The 23617-nt window shown below is 46.3% G+C and carries 17 protein-coding genes; 4 read left to right on the plus strand and 13 right to left on the minus strand.

Annotated features, from left to right (window positions below; genetic code table 11):
* Positions 1-7 precede the first annotated feature (7 nt).
* The 3 genes from DY78_RS14355 to DY78_RS14365 all read right to left on the minus strand — a co-directional run bounded on the left by DY78_RS14355 (position 8) and on the right by DY78_RS14365 (position 3171).
* Positions 8-895, minus strand: a complete 888-nt coding sequence (locus tag DY78_RS14355; protein WP_024625155.1) for a CvfB family protein — start codon at positions 893-895, stop codon at positions 8-10.
* Between the two features lie 18 nt (positions 896-913).
* Entirely contained in the window at positions 914-1372 is a 459-nt protein-coding gene (locus DY78_RS14360) for a DUF441 domain-containing protein (RefSeq protein WP_024625154.1), read from the minus strand.
* A 65-nt stretch (positions 1373-1437) separates the two neighbouring features.
* Positions 1438-3171 (minus strand): MFS transporter, encoded by a 1734-nt coding sequence (locus DY78_RS14365; protein ID WP_024625153.1) that lies wholly within the window; start codon positions 3169-3171, stop codon positions 1438-1440.
* 91 nt (positions 3172-3262) lie between these two features.
* Between DY78_RS14365 and DY78_RS14370 the strand changes: the two genes are divergently transcribed.
* Complete coding sequence (locus DY78_RS14370) at positions 3263-3799, plus strand: TetR/AcrR family transcriptional regulator (protein WP_024625152.1); 537 nt, start codon at positions 3263-3265, stop codon at positions 3797-3799.
* A 210-nt stretch (positions 3800-4009) separates the two neighbouring features.
* Here the strand turns inward: DY78_RS14370 and DY78_RS14375 are convergent, their stop codons facing one another.
* The 5 genes from DY78_RS14375 to dnaE all read right to left on the minus strand — a co-directional run bounded on the left by DY78_RS14375 (position 4010) and on the right by dnaE (position 13929).
* The gene (locus tag DY78_RS14375) at positions 4010-4645 is read right to left on the minus strand and encodes an FMN-dependent NADH-azoreductase (RefSeq protein WP_029779023.1); all 636 of its coding nucleotides are present in this window, start codon (positions 4643-4645) and stop codon (positions 4010-4012) included.
* A gap of 96 nt (positions 4646-4741) precedes the next feature.
* Positions 4742-7015, minus strand: a complete 2274-nt coding sequence (locus DY78_RS14380) for an ATP-binding cassette domain-containing protein (RefSeq protein WP_420805693.1) — start codon at positions 7013-7015, stop codon at positions 4742-4744.
* Positions 7016-7662: 647 nt separating this feature from the next.
* Entirely contained in the window at positions 7663-9423 is a 1761-nt protein-coding gene (gene pyk, locus DY78_RS14385; RefSeq protein WP_024625150.1) for a pyruvate kinase, read from the minus strand.
* Between the two features lie 76 nt (positions 9424-9499).
* Positions 9500-10462 carry a 6-phosphofructokinase gene (pfkA, locus tag DY78_RS14390; protein WP_024625149.1) on the minus strand — a complete coding sequence of 321 codons (963 nt, stop codon included), beginning with the start codon at positions 10460-10462 and terminating at the stop codon, positions 9500-9502.
* A gap of 113 nt (positions 10463-10575) precedes the next feature.
* Positions 10576-13929, minus strand: a complete 3354-nt coding sequence (gene dnaE, locus DY78_RS14395; protein ID WP_156404136.1) for a DNA polymerase III subunit alpha — start codon at positions 13927-13929, stop codon at positions 10576-10578.
* A gap of 123 nt (positions 13930-14052) precedes the next feature.
* Here dnaE and DY78_RS14400 point away from each other — a divergent pair, with 123 nt between their 5' ends.
* Positions 14053-14253: a YjzD family protein gene (locus tag DY78_RS14400; protein WP_024625147.1), complete on the plus strand. Its 201-nt coding sequence runs from the start codon at positions 14053-14055 to the stop codon at positions 14251-14253.
* A gap of 552 nt (positions 14254-14805) precedes the next feature.
* Here DY78_RS14400 and clpB read toward each other — a convergent pair.
* From clpB to DY78_RS14420, 4 genes are all read right to left on the minus strand, one after another.
* Positions 14806-17421, minus strand: coding sequence for an ATP-dependent chaperone ClpB (gene clpB / locus DY78_RS14405; RefSeq protein WP_024625146.1), 2616 nt, complete (start codon positions 17419-17421; stop codon positions 14806-14808).
* 123 nt (positions 17422-17544) lie between these two features.
* On the minus strand, positions 17545-18777 hold the full coding sequence (gene pepT, locus DY78_RS14410) for a peptidase T (RefSeq protein WP_024625145.1): 1233 nt from the start codon (positions 18775-18777) through the stop codon (positions 17545-17547).
* Between the two features lie 15 nt (positions 18778-18792).
* On the minus strand, positions 18793-19818 hold the full coding sequence (locus tag DY78_RS14415) for a Nif3-like dinuclear metal center hexameric protein (RefSeq protein ID WP_024625144.1): 1026 nt from the start codon (positions 19816-19818) through the stop codon (positions 18793-18795).
* Positions 19805-20512, minus strand: a complete 708-nt coding sequence (locus DY78_RS14420) for a tRNA (adenine(22)-N(1))-methyltransferase (RefSeq protein ID WP_024625143.1) — start codon at positions 20510-20512, stop codon at positions 19805-19807. Before DY78_RS14420 ends, DY78_RS14415 begins: the two co-directional genes overlap by 14 nt.
* Positions 20513-20745: 233 nt before the next feature.
* On the opposite strand from DY78_RS14420, the gene DY78_RS14425 reads away from it, so the two are divergent.
* Positions 20746-21966 carry an O-antigen ligase family protein gene (locus tag DY78_RS14425; protein WP_235810683.1) on the plus strand — a complete coding sequence of 407 codons (1221 nt, stop codon included), beginning with the start codon at positions 20746-20748 and terminating at the stop codon, positions 21964-21966.
* 98 nt (positions 21967-22064) lie between these two features.
* Complete coding sequence (locus DY78_RS14430; RefSeq protein ID WP_024625141.1) at positions 22065-22925, plus strand: helix-turn-helix domain-containing protein; 861 nt, start codon at positions 22065-22067, stop codon at positions 22923-22925.
* A 188-nt stretch (positions 22926-23113) separates the two neighbouring features.
* On the opposite strand, the gene DY78_RS14435 is transcribed toward DY78_RS14430, so the two are convergent.
* Positions 23114-23599: a DMT family transporter gene (locus DY78_RS14435; protein ID WP_082621251.1), complete on the minus strand. Its 486-nt coding sequence runs from the start codon at positions 23597-23599 to the stop codon at positions 23114-23116.
* Positions 23600-23617 lie beyond the last annotated feature (18 nt).

Raw genomic sequence — 23617 nt, forward strand, 5'->3', positions numbered from 1 at the left:
CTTTTGATTAATCTTCGGCTTGGTCATCCAAGTCCTCGATTAATTTAATTTCACCAGGTTGTTGGGTAATGATGCGTTGCTTCAATAAATTACCCACGGCCCGTTTGAATTGGGACTTGCTAATACCGAAGTAAGTCCGGATATCTTCCGGATCACTCTTGTCCCAAAATGGTAACGTATGGTCCGCTTGATGTTGTAACGCGGCTAACAACATTTGCGCATCGTCACCAATTTCTTCATAGCCCCGCGGCTTCAAAGATAAGTTCAATTCGCCATCACGTAAATGACCGATGACCCGGGCTTTGACATGTTGACCTAAGCGGGGTTCTTGGTCCCGTTCAGACGGATGTACGAAGCCTAAATGACCATCATCGGTAATAACGGACGTCCCGGCCATCTTCAAGCGAAAGACCGTCGCTTGGGTATCCGCATTCTTCACGGCATCCTTGTCATACGGTTTGGCCATGGCGGCGAATTCCGCTTGGTCAGCGAGGGTGGCCCATAAACGACCTTTATTATCATGCGCTAACTTCACATATAAGCGGTCATCTTTTTTGGGCCATAACCGACTAATCGTTGGTAACTCGTCCAATGAGACCACCAAATCTTTATTTGGCAAACCGACATCCACGAAGACGCCCAAATCATGGCGGGTCCGGACAACGGTTCCCCAAACAAATTGATCATACGAAATCTCCGGGATGAACCGGGTCATTTGTAAATGGTGATCTTCATTTTCATAAACAAACCCTTCGTATAACCCACCAATATGGAGGGGTTTTTCGGGTTCCATTTTGTCGACCATCAAGGTTTGCCCTTCGTATTGGACAAAATAGGCCGTATCATTTTCATCGGTAACTTTGGCCTGGACGACCGTTCCTATAAAACTATTCATTAATAAACTCCTTCAATATCATTGCAAACTCAAGTGTAATACCGTAATAATGCAATAAGTAATGCCGGCCGCAATAATCGGTCCGGCGGCAACTCCCCGTAATAACACCACGCCCATAATCGTCCCAAAAACTAAAGCGACCGTAATTTCCGGACTAGCCGAAAGTAGCCCCACGCCATGAAACGACAAGACTGAAACCAGTACGCCACAAGCGACCGCAATCCAGCCTACGGGTGATTTAAACGCGTGCCATAAGTCTTTAAAACCAATCTGACCAGTTGCAATCGGAATCAAGATGGCCACCGTAATCACGGTAACCCCCCAATTGATGCCCTTTTGGCCAATCGTGGTTAACAGCTTACTTGTGTTAGGAATTAATTTAATCACTAAGACGACGATCGTGGCAATTTGCAAGGACTGATTTTTTCCCAGCCACGCCACGAGTAGAATCGCTAATAAAAACAACCAACTTTCCATACGACACCTCACGTGATATTTATTGTAACTGAAAACGCGCTAAATTACGAGGATTCGCGGTAAAATCACTGGTGAGTTCCGGAATTTTTTTCATGTTCATCCGTCAATTGCAAATAATCACGCCGTCGATCAAACAAGCCCACGAGTAGTAACAAACTGATTGTAAACGGTAACGCGATGCGATATGGTCGCATGAAAGCTTGGGTCAACGCCATTTTTGTCGTGTGTTTAATTTTGGCCGTCACTTGCGCGATTTGTCGATTATCCGTGGCAACCGTCCGTGCGACTTGTTGCTGCACTTGTTTGGCAACTTGTTTTTTGACGGCAGTCGGGGCGGCTTGTAAGTGTTTTTGCTGGAGCACTCTTTGGGTGGTCGTCTGCACTAAACGGCGTTGTTTGGCGGCACTGATGGCCGGACCACTCGTCATCGCCGTTTGTTCGGTTTGTAATTGCCGATAAACGGCAGTCAGTGTGTCAGTCTTTGCTTGACGATCAATCGTTAATGCCGCCACTTCGCGCTGCGCCGTGTGCCAAATATGCGTTTTCGCCGTCGTTAAATTAGTTGACAGGGCCGCCACGAAAATTGCGACGGCTAAGGAAGTCCCAATTTGACGGGCGACGCCAATCACACTTTGTGACGCCGTTAATAAGTCACCCGTAAAGTTGCCAGCCGCTAAGACCGTGATTGGTCCAATCATAATCCCATAGCCCGCACCAACGAGTAGTAGTGCTAACAAGACTTGCCAATAGTCGGCCGGGTCGGCCCAACTAATCACGATGTAGCCGGCCACCATCGCAACCGCTCCGCTAGCAATGACTAAGCGTGGTCCCACTTTAGTCAGTAATAACCCACTGATTGGTGAAAAGATAAAAATCATTAATGACGTTGGGGTAATCATTAACGCGGCCGTTAATTCGTCGTGACTTTGAACTTTAGTAAAGAAGCTCGGTAACAAAACTAGTAACGCCACTAGAAAAATCCCTGCAATAACGGTAATAACGGCCGCACCCGTAAATTGGCGGGTCTTAAATAAGTCCAGTGGCATCATTGGTTGCGCCACATGGGCCTCCGTCCAAATAAATACGCTCAAACTAACAATGCTCAGGCCGCCTAATGCTAAAATCACGCTGCTAGTCCAACCCCAATCGCTCCCTTTAACGAGCACTAGTGTCAAACTAAACAAGGTCACCATTGAAAATAAACTGCCCCACCAATCAATCTTAACGTTACGGAGCCGCGGCTGGTGCCAATCAAGTAGCCATAAACATAACCCTAACGCCAAAACGACTAACGGCACATTAATTAGGAAAATTCCCCGCCAGCCCCAAAACTGGGTGACCGCGCCGCCAATCGTTGGTCCAAGGGCCGAAGCTAAGCCTTGTGTCGTACCTAAGATCGCGATGACACTCGTTCGTTTAGCGAGACTAACATGTTCCAGGCCAATCGTCATGCTGGCCGGAAAGACAATCGCCGCGCCTAAACTTTGAATACCGCGCCCGGCAATTAACCAACTGACACTTGCGGCCATCCCTGAAGTTAGCGAACCCATTAGAAATAAGGCTAGCCCCAGAATATAAAAGCGATGGCGACCATAAATATCCGCTAACCGGCCAAGTGGAATCGTCAAACTGGCAAACAAAATCGTATATAAATTCAAGGCCCACGACAATTGGGACAAACTCGTCTGCAACCCCGTTTGCATGGCGGGTAAAGCAATGTTCATCACCGTCGTATCGAGCATACATAAGAAGATGCCAATCGCCATCGTACCCACGGTTAAAGTTGTTTTTTTCATCATAAAATTCCCCCTTTAAGTGTTATTGGTAGTGTAACGGCCACCCCATCAATTAAGATAGGTTTAGGTTACAAAAAGGGAGATGTTGTTACTGATGAATCCACAACAACGTAAACAACAAAATTTAACCGCCATTTATCAAGCCTTACTCCAGCTCATGACCGATAAACCCATGGCCAATATTGCGATTACTGAGTTGTGTCAAAAAGCGCACGTCTCACGCACATACTTTTACCGCAATTATCATAGCTTCGATGATATTATCATCGCATTTCAAGAACAAAATATGCTTAATTACTTACGACACTTGCCCAATGCCCGTAAAATCAACCTACTGGAACTGATGACTCATTATTTTGAGCTGACTAAAAGTGAAGCCAACACTTCGAAATTATTGATAAAAAACGGCAAACTAACGATCTTGATTAAAACATTTCAAACCGTCTTTCAATTGCTCATCCGCCAACAACGCATCAACAATCGCACGTATGCCATTTTCAACGAACCGTACTATCTTGAGTTCTTCTCGGGCGCCGTAGTCAATGTCGCAACCGACTGGCTCGCCCGTGGTACGCCTGAGCCACCCGAATATTTAGCACAGCAAGTTGAGCGTTTTGCCCATCATCGTTAAGCGTAGTCTTTTCGAGCTAATGCCACTACTATTCACCTACCGCTAAAATAAGCCTAAAAAAACCGACACCAATTTTTGGGTGTCGGTTTAGTAGACTATTCGCATAAAAATTGCGATTTGCTGTCAGTCCGTTACTATTTTTTATAGCATCAATCACCAATACCATATCGGCATCAGTATCGAGCTACTAGCATGTTTTTTAAGTAAGTTTTAGAAGGTAGCCGCCAGCGTTTCTGCTTGTTGCCGTGCGGACGCCAAAATATCGGTTGTCTTTTCTGGATTAAGGCGACCACCTTCAATAAAGAGGCCGTGATAATCCGTTACCCCAAAAATTTGTAAGATGTATTGCAAATATTCATCGCCGAAATCTTTCGTGTGCTGGGGATTCGGACCGGTGTGATAAATATCACCGGACGCCTGAATATGCAAGGCTTTCTTATCATGTAACAAGCCGACGGGACCCGCGGGCGTGTAGTAGAAAAGTTGCCGGACGGCCGCAATCGTATCAATATATTGCTTCATTTCGGTCGGCAAAAAATAATTATAATTGGGATTTACAAAAACATATTTATCAGCAGTAACAAATTCTTCAATCAGTAAGTGGCGTTGCTGCATTAGCTTTTGTTCGCTCGCCGGTAAGGCTTCGCGGGCCATCCCCGCGCGTAGGTGTTGCATAGCTCCAAACAAATCACTGCTAATGCCTGGTGAACCAGCCGATACATCGCGAATGATGACTTCATCATCCGGGTGATTAGCTTGGTACGCTTGGCGGAATCGCTCAGCGACATCTAACGAATTAGAGTGGCTGGCCGTGGCAGGATGTGCTTGAATCATTAATAATTTCATTCAGTAACCTCATTTAATTGATTTTTGTTGCTTTATCAATATACGCCACTGAACTTGGCTTGTATAGTCTAATCAAACCATTAATAAATCAGCATCCTAATCGGTTGATGTGACCCAGTCGCGGAGCGCCACGCCCGTCCGCGAAGTCGACTCAGCGACGGCTAATCTCGGGACACCGGCATACTGGATGCGGCCACCATATTGGCCAGCATCCGGACCGACATCAATCAACCAATCCGCTTGACTAATCACGGCTAAGTTGTGTTCGATGATAATTAGTGAATTACCAGCGGCTACGAGTTCGTTAAACAATTTTAGTAAGCGGGCGGTATCTTGTAGATGCAGGCCCGCCGTTGGTTCATCTAACAAATAAATCGTCCCTTTTTTACCGAGTTCCACCGCTAATTTTAGCCGTTGCAACTCGCCACCTGATAGCGTGGTTAACGGTTGGGCTAACGTTAAGTAGCCTAGCCCCACCCGGTCCAAATTAGCTAGTGCGGTCGCCACTTTAGGCGTATCGGCAAAGAAAGTGGCCGCAGCCTGCACTGACAATTGCAAAACTTCCGCAATATTTTTACCTTGATACTGATATTGCAAGGCAGTCTCGCTATAACGCTGGCCGTGGCACAATTCACAAGTCTGCACGACTGGATCCATGAAGGCCATGTTAGTGATGGTGACCCCTTTACCTTTACAACGCGGGCACGCGCCTTTGCCATTATAGCTAAATAAACTCGTCCCCACACGCCCGTTTGCGTCGCTAAACAGCTTGCGAATGCCATCTAACAACCCTAAATAAGTCGCTGGTGTCGACCGAATGTTAATGCCGACCGGGGCTTGAGCTAAATCAATATAGTCTTGGGTCAAGTGCTGCTTCAAGGCGGTCACTAACGACGACTTGCCTGAACCAGCCACGCCGGAAATGACAGTCATGACCCCTAACGGAATATCGACATCGACTTGTTTTAAATTATTTTGAGTCAACTGACGCAACGCAATCTGACCGGTTGGTTGCCGCTCAGAGCCGAATTGATGCGGTTGACGTAACCACTTTCCGGTCAATGAATCCGACGCTAGCAGCTCGTCATAAGTCCCCGTGAAGGTCACGGCCCCACCGGCTTGCCCAGCTTTAGGTCCCATCTCAACCACATAATCGGCAAAGTCAATCATCGCTGGGTTATGTTCAACGACTAAAATGGTATTCCCTTTATCTTTCAATCGCGTTAAGGCTTGTTTCACGAGCTGAATATCATGCGGATGTAACCCGACACTCGGTTCATCCAAAATATAAACCATGTCGACTAAGGCACTCGTCAAATACTTAGCGATTTTAATCCGTTGGGCCTCCCCACCAGATAGTGAGCTAGTCCCCCGATCCAAGGTCAAGTATCCCAAGCCAATCTCAACTAGCGACTGAATCTTAGTCGTCAATTCACGGACGACATCCGTTGCTAACGGGGCGGTGATTCCTTGGAGAAAACGCAAGACATGCTGTAAATCCATGGCCGTGACATCCGCAATATTTAGGCCATTAATATGATTGGTCAAAACTTCCGGCTTTAAACGCGTCCCATGACAGGCCGGACAAGGCTTGCGCGTCACAATCGCTGCGATGGCGACACGATGATGTTCGGCTTCTTTTTTGCCGATGACCGACCGCCGAATCCGTGGGACCACGCCTTCATACAAGGCCGTCCGGGGAAAGCCGTCGCCAGGATGGGCCAATTTTTGTTGCGGCGCGTGCATCAACATTTCATATTCATCAGCCGTATAGTCCTTCAACGGCTTATCATTATCAAACAAGCCACTGGTCGCATAACGCCGCCACCGCCACGTATCCGGACCGAAGCTCACAAACGTGATTGCCCCTTCGTTTAACGACTTTTCAGGGTCAATTAGCTTGGCTTCATCAATATCATCCACGTAGCCCAGCCCTTGACAGGCGGGACACATGCCTTGTGGTAAGTTGAATGAAAATGTATCGGAATACCCGATAAATGGCTGGCCAATTCGGGAAAACAACAACCGCAATAACGAATAAATTCCCGTATAAGTCGCTAACGTCGACCGCGCATTTTTCCCAAGCCGCTGCTGCTCAATTACAATGGCGACCGGTAAATGGTCAATCTCGCCCACATGCGGTTGGCCGTATTTAGGCAAATACTGCTGCGTGAAACTCGGAAAGGTCTCATTGAGTTCCCGCCGCGATGCCGCCGCAATCGTATCAAAGACTAATGAGGACTTTCCGGACCCCGATAAGCCTACAAATACCGTCGTCGCATACTTTGGCACTTGTAAATTAACATGCCGTAAATTATTTTGCGTGGCATCATGAATATCAATAAACCCATGTTCAAAAGTTGTCGCCATAACCATGCCCCTCCCATACCTACTGTTAGTTCCACCTTACCACACCCTTTTTGAGTCACCAAGCTTCCAGTCCGCCCAAATTTTTAAGCTGAACGTCATGACGTCACACCATAGTTAGTATTAAACAATGCGAACGAAATACCGCTAGCAAAGCCACCGGGTGAGCTCTAGCTAGTTAGCAGACACCTTCAAGATAGTCTTACCGATAAATAATCTGTAAGCATCGTAATAATGGCAGTCATTGTGCAAGTAGCGCAATTTCAGCATCCATCTGGCCGCGCTCATGGACCGACAGCTTCCAAGCGCCATTCTTTCTCAATAATGGGCGAATAAATAGTCCGACCGTTATGCTGGCGAGGTGTCACACCATTATGATAAAAATCAATTTAGCTGTCGGCTGACCGTAATGGAATCCGCCATGCGGGTGGCGTTAACGGGATTGGTTTGTATCCCGTTTACACCACGGACGTCTTTTGAGACTTGGGTTGTCGGCTCAAAAGCGAGGTCCAAGACCGGTTCTCAGGCTTGGACCGGTCCCCATAGCGGATGGAATTACGGTCAGCCGGCAGCGGCAAGCATCCTTTCAATTATGTAACAAAAAAGCCATCGCCGAGGCGATGACTTTTTTATTTAAGTTGAAGTTAATCTTAAAGAGCGTTTGAAGCACCGCGGTAAACGATACCACGACGTGAATCAACGGTGATCAATTGACCATCAGAGATTACAGTAGTAGCGTCCTTAACACCAACGATAACTGGAATACCCATTGAGATACCAACAACAGCAGCATGTGAAGTTAAACCACCGTTTTCAACAACTAAAGCGCTAGACTTTTCGATTGCTGGTAAGTAGTCTTTGTCGGTCGTCTTAGTAACTAAAACGCCGCCTTCAACCGCTTTGTCGATAGCTTCTTGTGCAGAAGTAGCAATAACTGCTTTACCGATAACAGTTTCGTCACCGACACCTTGACCATCAGCTAACTTAGAACCAATTAATTGGATCTTCATGATGTTAGTCGTACCGCGTTCACCAACAGGCACACCGGCAGTAATCAAGATTAAGTCGCCTTCCTTAGCAAAGCCAAGTTCAACGGCCTTTGAAGCAGCTAAATCAAACATGTCATCAGTAGTTTCTGGTTTGTCAGCCACGATTGGTTGAACACCCCAGTTAACCATTAAGCCACGTTGAGTCCGTTCGTCAAAAGTGATAGCCAAGATATCAGCATTTGGACGGTACTTCGAAATCATCTTAGCAGTGTAGCCAGATTCAGTCGCAGCAACAATCGTCTTGATGCCAAGGTTCTTAGCAGCACGAGCAATCGCGATACCGATAGTTTCAGTAACACTAGTCTTGTCGAAACGGTTTAATTGTAAGTTGCCGTTTTCAGCTAAAGTGTTTTCAGCCTTTTGGTCAATCTTAGCCATCATAGCAACTGATTCAACAGGGTAAAGCCCATTAGCACTTTCACCAGAAAGCATCGTTGCGTCAGTACCGTCAAAGACAGCGTTGGCAACGTCAGATGCTTCGGCACGAGTAGGACGTGGGTTTTCTTGCATTGAATCAAGCATTTGGGTAGCAGTAATAACTGGCATACCTAAAGCGTTACATTTCTTGATTAAGCTCTTTTGTACCAATGGCACATTTTCAGCTGGAATTTCAACACCCATGTCACCACGAGCAACCATTAACCCATCACAAACCTTAAGAATTTCATCGGCGTTGTCGATACCTTCTTGTGATTCGATCTTAGGGAAGATTTGAACGTGTTCCATGTGCTTTTCTTCGAGTAATTGACGGATGTCTAAGACATCTTGTGGCTTACGTACGAAGGAAGCAGCGATATAGTTGATTTCATGTTCCAAACCAAAACGAATATCGTCAGAGTCTTTTTCAGTGATCCCAGGTAAGTTGATAGAAACGCCAGGAGCGTTAGTACCCTTACGTGAGCCTAAGACGCCGGCATTTTGAACAGTCGTAACTAATTCGCGATTTGCGTCGTCTTTTTCATCGATCTTCATGTCTAATAAACCATCATCGAAGAGTACATGACCACCTACATGAACGTCGTCATATAAGCCATCATAGGTAACGGCAATCTTTTCCTTAGTTGATTCAAGTGAATCGTCCATGGAAATACGTACCTTATCACCGATCTTGTATTCAGACTTACCGTCTTTTTGAACAGTCGTCCGAATTTCAGCACCCTTAGTATCAAGCATGATACCAACGGTCTTACCCGTAATCTTTTCTGCTTCGTGGACCTTGTTTAAACGATCCAAATGTTCTGCATGGTCACCATGTGAGAAGTTAAAGCGGAAAATATTTGCGCCGGCTTCGATTAATTTAACAATAGTGTCAGTATCGGTGCTGGCAGGACCAAGTGTTGAAACAATCTTGGTTTTCTTCATAAGAAAAATCTCTCCCTTGAAAGTTTTTTATAAAAAGACATTTACGTCATTTTTATCAGATTAGTAGAAAAACGATTTAGTTGAAACGAATATCTTCGTTCAACTTAGTCAAAGTCAATTCAGATTCATGCTTGGAATCAAATAAGTCCAACATGCTGTGAGTGACCAATTGGTTATTTTGGATACCAACGGCTAAGCCACCCTTACCATCAAGTAAGAGTTCTACGGCGTAAGCACCCATCTTGCTAGCCATCACCCGGTCTTTAGCACTTGGACGACCACCGCGTTGCATATGGCCGATTGTGTTAGCCCGCGTATCAAAGTCACCGTATTCAGATAACTTTTCAACGAATTCATCAGCACCCATCACGCCTTCAGCCAAGACAACAATATTGCTGCGATGACCGTTTGCGCGGTTGTGTTTGATGGTATTGGCAATAGTTTCCATGTCCCAATCTTGTTCTGGAATCACGATAGCATCGGCGCCGGCAGAAATACCAGCCCACATTGCAACGTCCCCAGCGCCACGACCCATAACTTCCACAACGAAAGTCCGGTCATGACTGTGAGCCGTATCATGAATCCGATCAAGCGCTTCAACGTCAGTGTTAACTGCCGTATCAAACCCGATCGTAAAGTCAGTAAATGGAATATCATTATCAATTGTCCCAGGAAGCCCAATTGTGTTGTAGCCATGTTCAGTTAAACGTAAGGCCCCATGATAAGAACCGTCGCCACCGATAACAACCAAAGCATCGATACCGAATTTTTTTAATTGTTCGATACCTTTCAATTGACCTTCTTCATGTGCAAATTCAGGGTAACGGGCTGAATAAAGTAAAGTACCACCTTGTCCAACAACGCCATCTAAATCTGCTGACTCTAATTTATGAATGTCCCCAGCAACCAATCCGGCAAAACCGTAATTGATGCCATATGCTTCTAACCCTTCGGCCATTGCTTTACGAGCAACCGCACGAACGGCCGCATTCATACCAGGAGCGTCGCCGCCACTGGTTAAAATACCAATGCGTTTCATTTTTTCACCTCAGGCAATAAATTGAGTTCGTAACTCCATAAGTGATTTTAACACTTTTCATAAAAGTTGTCTGTTATTTTTTCAAATTAAATCCCTCAAAAAACGCCGTCGCATCAGGGGTTTTCGTTTCTCATGACGACATTATCGCGACCTAATAGGCTTGTAAGCGTTCCAACAATTTCATCATTATTGGTCACCCAATACTGTGAATTTAGTTCAACTGACTTTTTATCGGCTTGTGAGTAAATAATGACCGGATTCGGCCCCGCAAAGCGCCGTAAAATCGTCAATATTTGCCGCTGAACCGCTGCCGTCGCTAAATCCGGCGTCAATTGGAGGAACAACTTGCTCGTCGGTGCCGGAAAATTCTCCGCTAGCTGCCACTGGCCCACAATGACTTGTAAACCGCGCTGTTGTTCGACTTTGCCACTAATCAAGACAATTTTTTCAGTTTGTAAGTCGGCTTGCAACCGTTGGTAAGTATTCGGAAAAATCGTTAAATCAATTTCCCCGGATTCGTCGCTCCCGGTCGCAAATGCCATCTGTTGCCCTTTTTTGGTACGAATCACGCGAATCTTCGTAATATAGACCAATATTTTGGTACGTTGTTCAACGTTGAGCGTGCTAACATTTTGCACCTGTTGTTGGCGAGCCAGCCACTGGTAAGACTCGACCGGATGCCCCGAAACATAGGCCCCTAAATACTCGGCTTCTTTAGCTAAGCGTTCGCCCAACGGCAATTCAGGCTGCTTTTTGATCTTAGGGGCTAACGATCGGAACAAGCTCATACTGTTACCAGCTAATTCCGCACTGGACATTAATTCCGGCACACTCGTCAACAGCTCGGCGCGATTCAAGCCAAAATGGTCAAAGGCCCCCGCGTAAATGAGAGCGTTCATCAAATCGGCTTTGAGCCACTTTGGATCTAAGCGTTGCATGAATTGTTGTAACGTCTTGAATGGCCCGTTAGCTTGGCGTTCAGTGATAACGCTTTGAATAAAGTCGCGGCGCAAGCCTTTAATCGAACTCAAACCGAAGATGATTTGGTGCCCGTCCCAATCAAAATACTGGCCACTTTGATTAATATCGGGTGGCAAAATTTTAACGTGATGTTGCTTGGCTTCCGCTAAATATTGTTTCAGCTTCGTGCCATTACCTAAAATCGAGTTCATTAGCGACGTAAAAAAGGCGCCGGGATAATGAACTTTCAAATAAGCTAATTCAAACGCCATCTTACTGTACGCCACCGCATGCGAACGGTTGAAACCGTAATTGGCAAATTGTTCGATATATTGGTAGACTTGCGTCGCCACGGCCGCTGAAAAGTGGTTCTGTTCCGCGCCGGTAATGAATTTTTGCCGCATTTCATCAATGACCGCTTTTTTCTTCTTACTCATCGCCCGCCGTAGTAAATCGGCTTCACCAAGACTAAAGCCACCCATGACGGCCGCCACTTGCATGACTTGTTCTTGATAAACTAAGATGCCGTACGTCGGACCCAAGATTGGTTGTAACTCTTGGGCGGGATAAGTGACCGGTTCATGCCCGTCTTTGCGGGCAATGAAGTGGTCGATATTTTCCATTGGCCCCGGTCGATACAACGCATTGACCGCGGCGACGAGTTCGAAGTTATCCGGATGGAGCTTGCGCAAAACATTACGAACCCCCGCCGATTCAAATTGGAAGACTCCCGTTGTGTCGCCCGCTTGGAATAACTTCAGAGTGGCCGGATCATTCAAATCAATTTTAGTAATCGCTAGTGGTTGCCCATTTTGACGCTTTACGTAGTGCAAGGCACTCGCCATTAACGACAAGTTCCGTAAGCCCAAGAAATCCATTTTCAACAGACCGACTGCTTCCACGGTATCCTTGGTATATTGCGTCATCATCATCGTTTCACTGCCCGCTTGTAATGGCACAATGGAAATCAACGGGGCTTGACTCAAGACAACTCCGGCCGCATGGGTCGAGTAATGCCGGGGTAAGCCTTCTAAACGTTGCGCCGTTTCAAATAGCAACTGATTTTTCGACGAATCTGCCACTAAATTTTGTAGCCGGCGGGAGTCATGATAAGCCTGGTCCAACGTAATATGGAACTGACTCGGCACTGCCACGCTCCAATCGCTCATTTCAAACGTTGATAAACCAAAGACCCGGCCCACGTCGCGCAACGCCTGTTTGGTCGCTAAGGTCCCAAAAGTAATGATTTGGGCGACCCGGTCATGACCGTACTTATCGTGGACATAATTTAAAACTTGTTCACGGCGATTGTCCGGGATATCCAAATCAATATCGGGCATATTCGCCCGCTTGGCATTCAAGAAGCGTTCAAACAACAGCCCGTATTGTAGTGGGTCAACATCGGTAATTTGTAAAACATACGCCACCAATGAGCCCGCGGCCGAACCCCGACCAGGACCAGTAGTAATTTGGGCATCGTGGGCATAATTCATGACATCCCACACAATTAAGAAGTAATCATCAAAGCCCATCTGATCAATGACCGTTAATTCACGGTCCAAGCGGTCATGATACGGTTGCGTGTCGGTATCAGCTGGCAAGGCCTGTAAGCGTGCAGTTAAGCCTTGCTCACACAACTGGCGTAAATATTGATTCGCCGGTTGCTGGTCGGGCGTTGGAAATTTAGGCAGTTGCGGCTTTTGGAACACTAATTCAACCGAACACGCAGCCGCAATCGTTTGGGTCGCTTGTACTGCCGCCGTTAAATTCAAGTCGTTGTATGCCGCGGCTAAATCATCAACCGGTTGCAAAAAGTGACTACCCGTAATGCCGCGTAATTGTTCCGGCTGGTCGATGGTTTGCCCACTGTCAATTGCCCGTAATACGGACACTGCAAAGTAATCGGTCGCATTCAAGTAATCGACCGGGTCCAAAGCCACGACCGGTAATTGTACGCGGTCCGCAAACGCCGTCAACGTTGCCCGTAATGCAGGTGCTTGATCGAGTGACACCCCGATATACAAGCTATCGGCATCGACCGCCGTCTGCAAGGCTTGCATATACGTCTGCGCAACATCGGGTTGGTCTTGCATTACTAATGCGACTAGTTCACTGTCACGCGCCGGCGTTAAGACCATTAAGTGCGCCAAATGTGGCAAGACCGCGTCAAAGGTTAACGGTTCGTCAGCCGTGGCCGTTTGCTTCAGCGTCGACAACTGCATTAAGGCTTGATAACCAGCTAAATCCTTGGCTAAAACGACTAAATCAAACGTTTGGTCAACTAACTGCTGCCCGGGTAAGTTCAGCGTAATGCCTAAGATTGGCTTGATATCCGCCGCCCGACAAGCATTGTAGAAATCAACAATGCCATACATCACGTCGACATCGGTCAAGGCCAACGCCGGATACCCTAGCTTTTTGGCGGTCTGAACTAAGTCATTAATTTTAGTCGTACTTTGCAACAAACTGTACGTACTCAAGACTTGTAACGGAATGTAAGCCATGATAGTCTCCTTTCGATAAAATCGTTAAGTATATTATACCAAACAGTTGTTCAGGTTGGCAGTGATAAACCAATTGCTTTTCTAATTGGTTGTGCTAAAATACTTGCATTGGGAGGTGTCGGCACAATGACGAAACAAATTATGGTCGTGGTTTGGAGTGTAATCTTCGGGGAAATCATCGGTTACATCGGTGGTCAACTTGAAACCCTTAACTACAACTTTGGACAAATTGGGATTATCGCCGCAGTTTTTGCCTTAGTTATGGTTAACGGCATTACTTACATTACTAACCATTCGATGCCCTTTAAAGGTTCCGAAAACAAGTAATTAATTTACTGAAAAAGCTCATCCGCAGCACGCGTTTGCTACGGATGAGCTTTTTTTGTGCTATTTTGTCGCTGCCAGCTGACCGTAATTCCAGTCGCCATGAGGACCGGCCCAAGCCTGAGAAGCGGTCTTGGCCCTCGCTTTTGAGCCTGAAGCCCAAGTCTCAAAAGACGTCCGTGGTGTAAACGGGATACAACCCAATCCCGCTAACACCACCCGCATGGCGACTTCCATTACAGTCAGCTGGCAGCTAGATTGTTTTTCGATAATAATAGTGCCGATCTAATTCAGTTTGGTGGTCGTGCCCATTTGTGTTAGACATTTTTTGTTCGTTATTGAGGAATACAGTAACTTACTATAATAACAACTAATTTAGAGAAGGGCCTCCAAAGATGCAGCGCTGACCTCCAGCTAAACTGAATAATTTCAATTTTAAGCACAACAAGTCCCGGCCACCATTTGTGACCGGGACTTGTTGTGCTTTAGACGAGCCGTATAATCGAGTGATATTATCACGGAAGCCGGCTAGCCATCAACAATCGAACCGCTAGCTTATTCAGCCGGCGTTGCTTCCGGTTGCGCTTGGTTTTCGAAGACTAATTGATCATCTAGTAAATTAATCTCAACCGTCGAATGTGGCGCTACACGACCGGCAATGATTTCTTTAGCCAATGGTGTTTCGACGTGATTCGTGATGAATCGCCGTAATGGGCGCGCGCCATAAGCTGGCTCGTAGCCTTGTTTGGCAATCCATTGCTTCGCTTCGTCGGAAATCTTCAAGGTGATTTCGCGGTCTTGTAAGCGACCGGATAACCGGTCAATCAACTTGCCCACGATTTGTTCAATCGCGCTCAATTGTAATGGCGTGAACATGATGATGTCATCAATCCGGTTCAAGAATTCTGGTTTGAAGCGACTTTGGACTAACGTCATCACTTGTTTGTGCGTATCCGCTGACAATTCGCCTTGGTCGTTCATGCCGGCTAATAATAATTCTGACCCTAAGTTCGAAGTCATAATTAAAATCGTGTTCTTGAAGTCGACCGTCCGACCTTGACCATCCGTTAAACGCCCATCATCTAAAACCTGTAACAAAATGTTAAAGACATCGGGATGCGCTTTTTCAATTTCATCAAATAACACGATGGAATATGGATTGCGCCGGACGGCTTCAGTCAATTGGCCACCTTCTTCGTAGCCGACATAACCGGGGGCAGCCCCGACTAACCGTGACACCGATTCTTTTTCCATATATTCACTCATATCAATGCGGACCATGTGATCATCGGCATCGAATAAGTTTTCCGCTAACGCTTTCGCCAATTCGGTCTTCCCGACCCCGGTTGGCCCGAGGAACATGAAGGAACCGAGTGGGCGGTTCGGGTCTTGTAACCCGGCCCGTGACCGTAAGACGGCATCGGCGACGGCATTAACGGCCTGGTCTTGACCAACGACCCGTTCATGCAAATTGTCCGCTAAATGGAGTAACTTTTCACGTTCACCGGCAACCAATTTGTTGACCGGAATCCCAGTCATCCGGGAAACCACATTGGCAACTTGGTCGGCGGTAACTGATTCTTCCACTAGCCAATCGTCATGATGGTCGTTGGCTTCCATCGCCTTTAATTCGTCTTCTAACTTTGGAATCGTGCCGTGTTGTAATTTGGCGGCTTTTTCTAAGTCGTACTTACTTTCGGCATTTTCCAGATCATGCTTCGCTTTATCCAAAGCCGCCTTCTTGTCACTCAACGCTTGTAGGCTCTTCTTTTCAGCACTCCAGCGTTCCGCTAAGGCGCGTTGCTTTTCCTTGGCACTGGCTAATTCTTTTTGTAAATCAGCTAAGCGTTTCACTGATGCGTCATCAGTTTCTTTCTTTAACGCCGCTTCTTCAACTTCCAACCGCATTAATTGTCGGTTAACTTGGTCTAATTCAGTCGGATTGGAGTTCATTTCAACGCGAATTTCCGCAGACGCTTCATCGACTAAGTCCAACGCCTTGTCAGGTAAGAAATGGTCCGTAATGTAACGATCGGATAACTTTGCGGCCGCTACTAACGCGTTGTCATGAATGCGGACGCCATGATGAATTTCAAAGCGTTCCTTCAAGCCCCGCAAAATACTAATGGTATCGTCAACGGATGGTTCGGCCACTAAAACTTTTTGGAACCGCCGTTCCAGCGCTTTATCTTTTTCCAAATATTGACGATATTCATCTAACGTCGTCGCCCCAATCAAATGGAGTTCGCCCCGGGCTAACATCGGTTTGAGCAAGTTACCCGCATCCATACTGCCTTCCGTCTTACCGGCACCGACAATATTATGGATTTCATCAATAAACATGATGATCTGGCCATCGCTCTTTTTGATTTCTTTTAAAACTGCCTTGAGACGTTCTTCGAATTCACCACGATACTTCGCCCCCGCAATTAAGGACCCCATATCTAATGAAAATAACGTCTTATCTTTTAAGTTTTCCGGGACGTCGCCGCGGACGATCCGTTGGGCTAAGCCTTCGACGATCGCCGTTTTACCGACCCCTGGTTCCCCGATTAATACCGGGTTATTTTTCGTTTTGCGGGAAAGAATCCGAATCACGTCTAAAATTTCTTCATCCCGACCAATCACGGGGTCTTGATTACCTTGACGGGCGGCTTTGACCAAATCAACGCCGTATTTTTCGAGCGCCTGATATTGGTCTTCTTGGTTACGCGATGTTACCCGTTGCCCACTACGAATGCGTTCAACCGCATTCTTAACTTGTTGCGTCGTGGTGCCAGCTTGATTCAAATACTTCGTTAGTTGGTCACCCGTTTGGTCCATCAACGCTAAGGCCACCGTATCCGTGGCTAAGAAGTCGTCACCGAGTGATTTGCGCTTGGCTTCGGCAGTTTGCATCAGTTGGGCTAAACTGCTGCTAAAACTTTGACCATATTGAACGTTACCGCCACTAACGGTACTAATATCGTCTAATTCTTTATCGAGTTCGACTTGCAGTTTATCCAAATCGACGCCGGCTTCACTAAAGATTTGCCGGACTAGTTCACCGGGTTGGGTTAAAAATTTAAATAAATGCGGCACACCGATTTCTTGATGGTGCCGTGTTTGCGCGATTTGTTGCGCTTGTGCCAACGCTTGTTGTAAACTTTCGGTTAATTGTTCTGGATTCATATCACAGACCTCCTCAATTCTCAGGTAGCAAAAAGGCAGCTAAATTAGCTGCCAATTCAGGTTTGACCTTTATTGACCTTTGTATTGTATAACGAAAGGTCAGTAATGGTCAATTATTAAGCTCTATTTTGCGTTATTCTTGATGATCTGTAAGACCACGTCGACGGCGCGTGCCATCACTTGTTCGGAAACGTATTCGAAGCGCCCATGCATGTTTTCGCCACCAGCAAATAAGTTTGGTGTTGGTAAGCCCATGAACGAAATCTTCGAGCCATCGGTCCCACCACGAACGGGATAGATGATTGGTTCGATGTCGAGTTCTTGCATCGCTTGTTTAGCCAAGTCGACGACCGTCATGTCTTTTTCGATAACTTCGCGCATGTTGTAATATTGGTCTTTCATATCAATCTTGATATGTTCAACGTCATATTGGGCGTTAATCTTAGCGGCAGCTTCCTTAAATAAGGCCTTGCGCGCTTCGAACTTATCACGGTCGTGGTCCCGGATAATATAAGTCATCTTGGCACTATCAACCGTCCCATCTAACGCTAACATGAAGAAGAAGCCTTCACGTCCTTGGGTCTTTTCCGGCACTTCCGCTGCGGGTAAGGCATTTTGGAAATCAACCGCTAATTGTAACGCGTTGACCATGACGCCATAAGCTTCCCCAGGATGGACGTTGACCCCACTGATGTTAACTTCGGCTTGAGCGGCGTTGAACGTTTCATATTCCAATTCGCCCAAAGGACCGCCATCAACGGTGTAAGCATAATCACAGTTGAAGTCCGCCACGTTAAAGTGGTCCGCTCCCGTCCCGATTTCTTCATCGGGACCAAAGCCAAAGCGGACATCGCCGTGCTTAACTTCAGGATGGGCTAACAAATATTCGGCGACACTGAATAATTCAGCGACCCCCGATTTGTCATCGGCGCCTAATAAGGTCGTCCCATCGGTCGTAATTAAATCGTGGCCCGCATAGTTCTTCAAATGTGGGAACACTTTTGGATCTAGTTCGTAACCGCTATCGCCTAATTTAATCACGGACTTGCCGTCATAATTTTCAACGATTTGTGGGTCAATATTTTCGGAATTGAAATCGGCCGTATCAATATGAGAAATGAAGCCTAATGTTTTAACTTTTTTGTCAGTATTGGCCGGCACAGTCGCAAATACGTAGGCACTTTGGGGATCTTGGTGCACGTCACTCAGCCCTAAGTCGGTGAGTTTCTTCATTAAAGTTTCCAAGAACGCGGTTTCGCGTGGTGAAGATGGAATCGTCGTCGAACTTTCGTCGGACCGACTGTTAACTTTTACAAATGATAAAAAATCGCTAATTAAATGTGGATAAGTTGCCATAAAACATCTTCCTTTCTAAATGAACGTAAATGGATCAGTGTTTAACTGTGAAGCTTTAATTTCCAACGGCCAATCGTTTTCAATTCGCCATTGGTTAAATAACGTGGTTAATTGGGCCTTGCAGATACTTTCGACATGATGTCCGGGGTCGACAACGTTTAAGCCGGCCGCTAACATATCATGGCCGGTATGATAATAAACATCGCCAGTGACGTAGACTTGCGCGCCGGCGGCTAAGGCATCGTGATAGAACTTACCGCCATCGCCACCTAAAACCGCGACCCGACTGACCTGTTGTTCGGGATGCTGACTAACGAGCCGCAAGCCGCTGATCCCAAAGACTTGCTTGCAATGTTCCGCGAATGCTTGGACGGTCATCGGTTGCGCCAAATCACCCACACGGCCCATTGTATATTGATGACCACCCGTGAGCAGTGGTGACACTTCGTAATGCCACTGACCAGCTGGCACAATGGCATTGACCCCGGCAACCGCCGCCACTAAGTCATCTTTTAATAAGTTGACGCTGAATTGTTCACCAGAATTGAACGCATAGTGGTTGACGGTCGCACCACAAGCTTTGGTTAAATAATCTTGGACTTGTTCGACGCAAGCCGTGGGTGTCATCACGGTCATTTTGACCGCTTCGGCGTGATAGCCCGGCACTAAACCGCTGACATTTTGCAGTCCGAGCGCTTGAGCGAGCCAGTCGTTCATGCCGCCGTCCGCGCTATCCAAGTTCGTATGCGCCGCATAAACCAAAATATGATGAGCCGCAATTTTCGCATACATCGCTTTTTGTGGATCTTGATAATCTAAGTTATTCGCCGGACGAAACATGACCGGATGGTGGGCAAAAATCATCTCCGCCCCCATCGCAATAGCTTCATCGACGACTTCTGGCCGCACATCTAAAGTCACTAACACTTTATGAATCGTTTGATTAGGGTCACCAATTTGTAACCCGGTCGGATCATTTTTCCACTTCAACTTCAAAGGTGCTAATTGTTCAAAACGACTAATTAACTCATTTGCCTGCATCCGCTAAGACTCCTTCAATTAATTCAATTTTAGCATTGGCCGCCGCCAAATTGGCAGTTGGCGCGACTTTGGCTTGTTGCATGTGACTGACCGCCATTTGCGTGCGCTGTAATTCACGTTGCCACTTAGCGATAAACACCGGTGACTTTTCCGGCAATAAAAATGGCCCAAATAACAACTCCGCGGCGGTGTATGTGACGGGGGTCGCCACTTTATCGGCCACGATAATTTCATAGGTATGCCCATCTTCACTCAAAATCCGTTCCGCCGTAATCTTAAACTGATGTTGTTGCAACCAGTCACGGACCGTGGCTTCGCCGACATTGGGTTCTAGCACAAGCCGGTTAACACCCGCCAAGCGTTCTGGATTGGCTGTCAAGATATGGCGAATCAACGGACCGCCCATCCCCGCAATCGTGACCGTATCGATGCGGTCGGCGGGTTCGATGGCCGACAAACCATCCGCTAAACGCGCCGTTAAAATGTCACTTAAGCCAAGTTTATTGATTTCGTGTTGCGCGTTATGAAAAGGTCCCGCGACCACTTCACCGGCAACCCCATAACTGATGCGGTGATTTAACGCTAAGTTAGCCGGTAAATAGGCGTGGTCCGAACCAATATCCGCGACCCGCGCACCTTTTGGTACAAATTCACCAACGGTCGCTAACCGTTGGGATAACTGTTGAGCATCCACACACAAAACTCCTTTGATGGTCGGTATTTAACTACTCACATTTTACCATTGTTTCGATGATGGTTGCGGTTTTTCCACTGAAAGTTTAACAGTTTTCTTAAGCTTACTAAATTTTGGTGAAAATGACTAAATTTTTTAAAAACACCACAAAGAATTCAAATTTGACCCCGATAATAGAAAGCCTTGATAACTTATGACGTTTCAAGATATCTAACTTATAGAGAGAAAGTTTGATGACTATGGACAATCGGCAACTATCCACGACAAAATTTTTAAATGGGCTAAAACTACTGGCAGTTTTGCCACCCGTCGGCATCGGTTGGCTGATCTATCTCAGCCGTTGGCAATGGCTAAAACTGTTCAAGCGCCCCAAAACGATCGCCCACGATATGATGTTAGCGTTTATCTTACTATTAATGGTCGTCACTGGCCTGAACTTAAATCATCATGATTGGAAAAGTGTCTTACTATCGATGCTCATGTTATTCGTCTTGATGAATTTATGGCTGCTGTGTCGCCAGTCCGCTCACGTCATTACGTTAGCGGACGTGCGGCAATTCATTATTCAATTTGGCTTATACATTATGGTCAGTGGTAACTTATTTCATTGGCTCAACCACTGGCTGAATTTTCCCAATTGGCTGAAATTCTTGCTAGGCGACCTCCTTTGGGGATATGCGGCCAATAAGAATCGCCTCTTTGGTTCCGCCTACAACCCCAATGACGCGTGTTGCCTGATGTTGATTGCGTTAGGCTTGCTGTTAGTTCAGTTAACCACGCACGCCACCACCAAAATTGCGACCACTAGCATGCAATGGACACAATGGGGCTGGGCCGCGTTATTAATGTTAGGCATCTACCAAACCAAATCACGCACGGGACTGGCCATCATGGTTTTGATGATTCTTTGGGCCAGCTATATGTTGAATTGGCGCCATGGTTTAGTGGTCACCAGTCTGCTAGGTGCTGCGGGCATGCTCCTGCTGATTTATTTACCCCGCAGTCACTCATGGCTCGCTTCGTGGCAAGGCCGCACCGAAATTTGGAAAAATAGTTGGGCCTTATTCAAAAATGCGCCGCTATTTGGCGTCACTTACTACGGTTTTGCCGAGCAGTATTTAAAATTAACCGGCACTTCGGTACCCCATGCCCACGATATTTTCTTGATGCTCCTCGCCTCATTCGGCATTTTGGGTGGCGTCGGTTTCCTGATGTTGATTGTTGGTGGCGGCTGGTCAATGAAACAAATCTGGCAAAGTCCGCAACGGCATCCAAATTTACGTTACTTCGCCATGACGCTCCCGATTATTTTGGCGTATGGCCTGACCGATTTCGTGTTATCATCCATGCAAGTTCTCATCGTGATTTTATTAATCATTGCTTACTGGCATCATGAACAACACGCCCAGCCGCAATTAGCCTTAGCACGTAAAAAAGAAATTCACCATTTTTAATTTTTTATAGTATTACACATGTATCCTGTATCGTTTTGCGTAATTAGTAAGTGTAAGGGGCAACCTTCGCAACTAACTACTCAAAGGAGTGTTTTCGCATGATTCAATCACAACTCGAAACCTTATTACAGGACCGCACCATTAGCCATGAGGAATTTTCAGACATGACGGGCATCAACCCTAAAACCTTAACCAAGCTAATTAATGGTCGCGCCAAAAGTATTACCTTTAACCACCTCAATAAGATTACGCGGGCCCTGGGAATTGAACTCGACGAATTATTCGCGGTCACCCCCGACCTCGACTTAGATTTGAAAATTGAAAAAATCGACGCGGATAAGTGTCTTTTTGCGGGAAACATTCATTTCATTGATAACGATCGGCAAATTATGTTCGAATTCCCGCTGACCGGTCAATTTCGTCAATCTGGTCCGCTATTTAGCTTTACAATCAACGACGCTTACGATGAACATCTCGAAAGTGACGTGATTGCCACCCAGTTAGATGCGCTGGAACCGACCGAACCAATCACGCCAACCAAGCAACATTTGTTAGCAATTCTGGCCGAATTTCCAGAACAGGAGGCGTGGTTTGAACCTGAGGGCATGCCCTTGAGCGAAAATCCAACTGATGTTGAATTAGAGCGCTATTTACAAGTCGGTAACTTGATTGCCCGGACGCAGTATGAAAAACTCCATCGCTTGCTCGAACCGCTCGCCATGAATTTTTTAGCCGCGCTCTACCACGATTTCCCTGAATTTCTCGGCAATCCCCAAGTCATTGCAGTACCTTGGGGCGTTCATGACACGTTCCGGATCTTCAACTTTTCGTTAGCCGAAAGTCCGGAATCGTTAGCGAATAATGGTATTACGAAACGGCAAGAACAGGTCCGGCAACAGCACGCTTTTCCAGTCAGCTATACGAGTTTAGATGTGATTAGCTACTTTTCGGCAGATTGATGCTCACGCGGCTTTCGTTTGAAAACCGTCGTTATGATGCAACTTAACTAAAAAATGGCACCTGATGAGGTTAAAATTTCATCGGGTGCCATTTTTTGATTTATTCAAGCATGGTAAATTGCAACCTAATTTGTATAAATGCAAGCTCGTACTGATATGCTAGCGACCTTGTTCAAGGAAAACCATCTTTATAACAATCTGATTATGCCAACACCAATCAACATAACGATAATACCAACAATTTTGAGTAGCGTGATCGGATTTTTAGCAGATTCTAGTAGTCCAAATTGATCAACCACCAGTCCACCACTCATTTGACCAACAAGTATAACAACCACTGCAAGTCCGGTCCCCAGACTTGGTACTAAATACGCATTACCGGCAACGAATAAGCCACCAAATACGCCGCCGAGCCACATCCACCATGGATTACCATGTTCGCCTTGAACAATCTGCAATTTTGGTTGTAGCAAAAGATTTGCAATCACCAAGGTAACGGTACCGACCAAAAATGAAATGAATGCCGCCTTAACTGATGAACCTAGAACGACACCTAAATGACCATTTATAGCGGTTTGCGCGGCACTGCCCATACCAGCGACCATGCCGATTAGCCGCCACAGCCATATACCGCTGGGGTAGATTGCAAATTTAATCCGAATTTTTGGACAAATTGTTCAGCATAACCTGAT

The organism is Lactiplantibacillus fabifermentans DSM 21115 (assembly GCF_000498955.2).
GTDB lineage: Bacteria > Bacillota > Bacilli > Lactobacillales > Lactobacillaceae > Lactiplantibacillus > Lactiplantibacillus fabifermentans.

What these genes read in the sequence shown, in the direction of transcription:
- DY78_RS14355 (WP_024625155.1), bottom strand. Translation starts at nt 895, where the DNA reads ATGAATAGTTTTATAGGAACGGTCGTCCAGGCCAAAGTTACCGATGAA.
- DY78_RS14360 (WP_024625154.1), bottom strand. Translation starts at nt 1,372, where the DNA reads ATGGAAAGTTGGTTGTTTTTATTAGCGATTCTACTCGTGGCGTGGCTG.
- DY78_RS14365 (WP_024625153.1), bottom strand. Translation starts at nt 3,171, where the DNA reads ATGATGAAAAAAACAACTTTAACCGTGGGTACGATGGCGATTGGCATC.
- DY78_RS14370 (WP_024625152.1), top strand. Translation starts at nt 3,263, where the DNA reads ATGAATCCACAACAACGTAAACAACAAAATTTAACCGCCATTTATCAA.
- DY78_RS14375 (WP_029779023.1), bottom strand. Translation starts at nt 4,645, where the DNA reads ATGAAATTATTAATGATTCAAGCACATCCTGCCACGGCCAGCCACTCT.
- DY78_RS14380 (WP_420805693.1), bottom strand. Translation starts at nt 7,015, where the DNA reads ATGGCGACAACTTTTGAACATGGGTTTATTGATATTCATGATGCCACG.
- pyk (WP_024625150.1), bottom strand. Translation starts at nt 9,423, where the DNA reads ATGAAGAAAACCAAGATTGTTTCAACACTTGGTCCTGCCAGCACCGAT.
- pfkA (WP_024625149.1), bottom strand. Translation starts at nt 10,462, where the DNA reads ATGAAACGCATTGGTATTTTAACCAGTGGCGGCGACGCTCCTGGTATG.
- DY78_RS14400 (WP_024625147.1), top strand. Translation starts at nt 14,053, where the DNA reads ATGACGAAACAAATTATGGTCGTGGTTTGGAGTGTAATCTTCGGGGAA.
- clpB (WP_024625146.1), bottom strand. Translation starts at nt 17,421, where the DNA reads ATGAATCCAGAACAATTAACCGAAAGTTTACAACAAGCGTTGGCACAA.
- pepT (WP_024625145.1), bottom strand. Translation starts at nt 18,777, where the DNA reads ATGGCAACTTATCCACATTTAATTAGCGATTTTTTATCATTTGTAAAA.
- DY78_RS14415 (WP_024625144.1), bottom strand. Translation starts at nt 19,818, where the DNA reads ATGCAGGCAAATGAGTTAATTAGTCGTTTTGAACAATTAGCACCTTTG.
- DY78_RS14425 (WP_235810683.1), top strand. Translation starts at nt 20,746, where the DNA reads ATGACTATGGACAATCGGCAACTATCCACGACAAAATTTTTAAATGGG.
- DY78_RS14430 (WP_024625141.1), top strand. Translation starts at nt 22,065, where the DNA reads ATGATTCAATCACAACTCGAAACCTTATTACAGGACCGCACCATTAGC.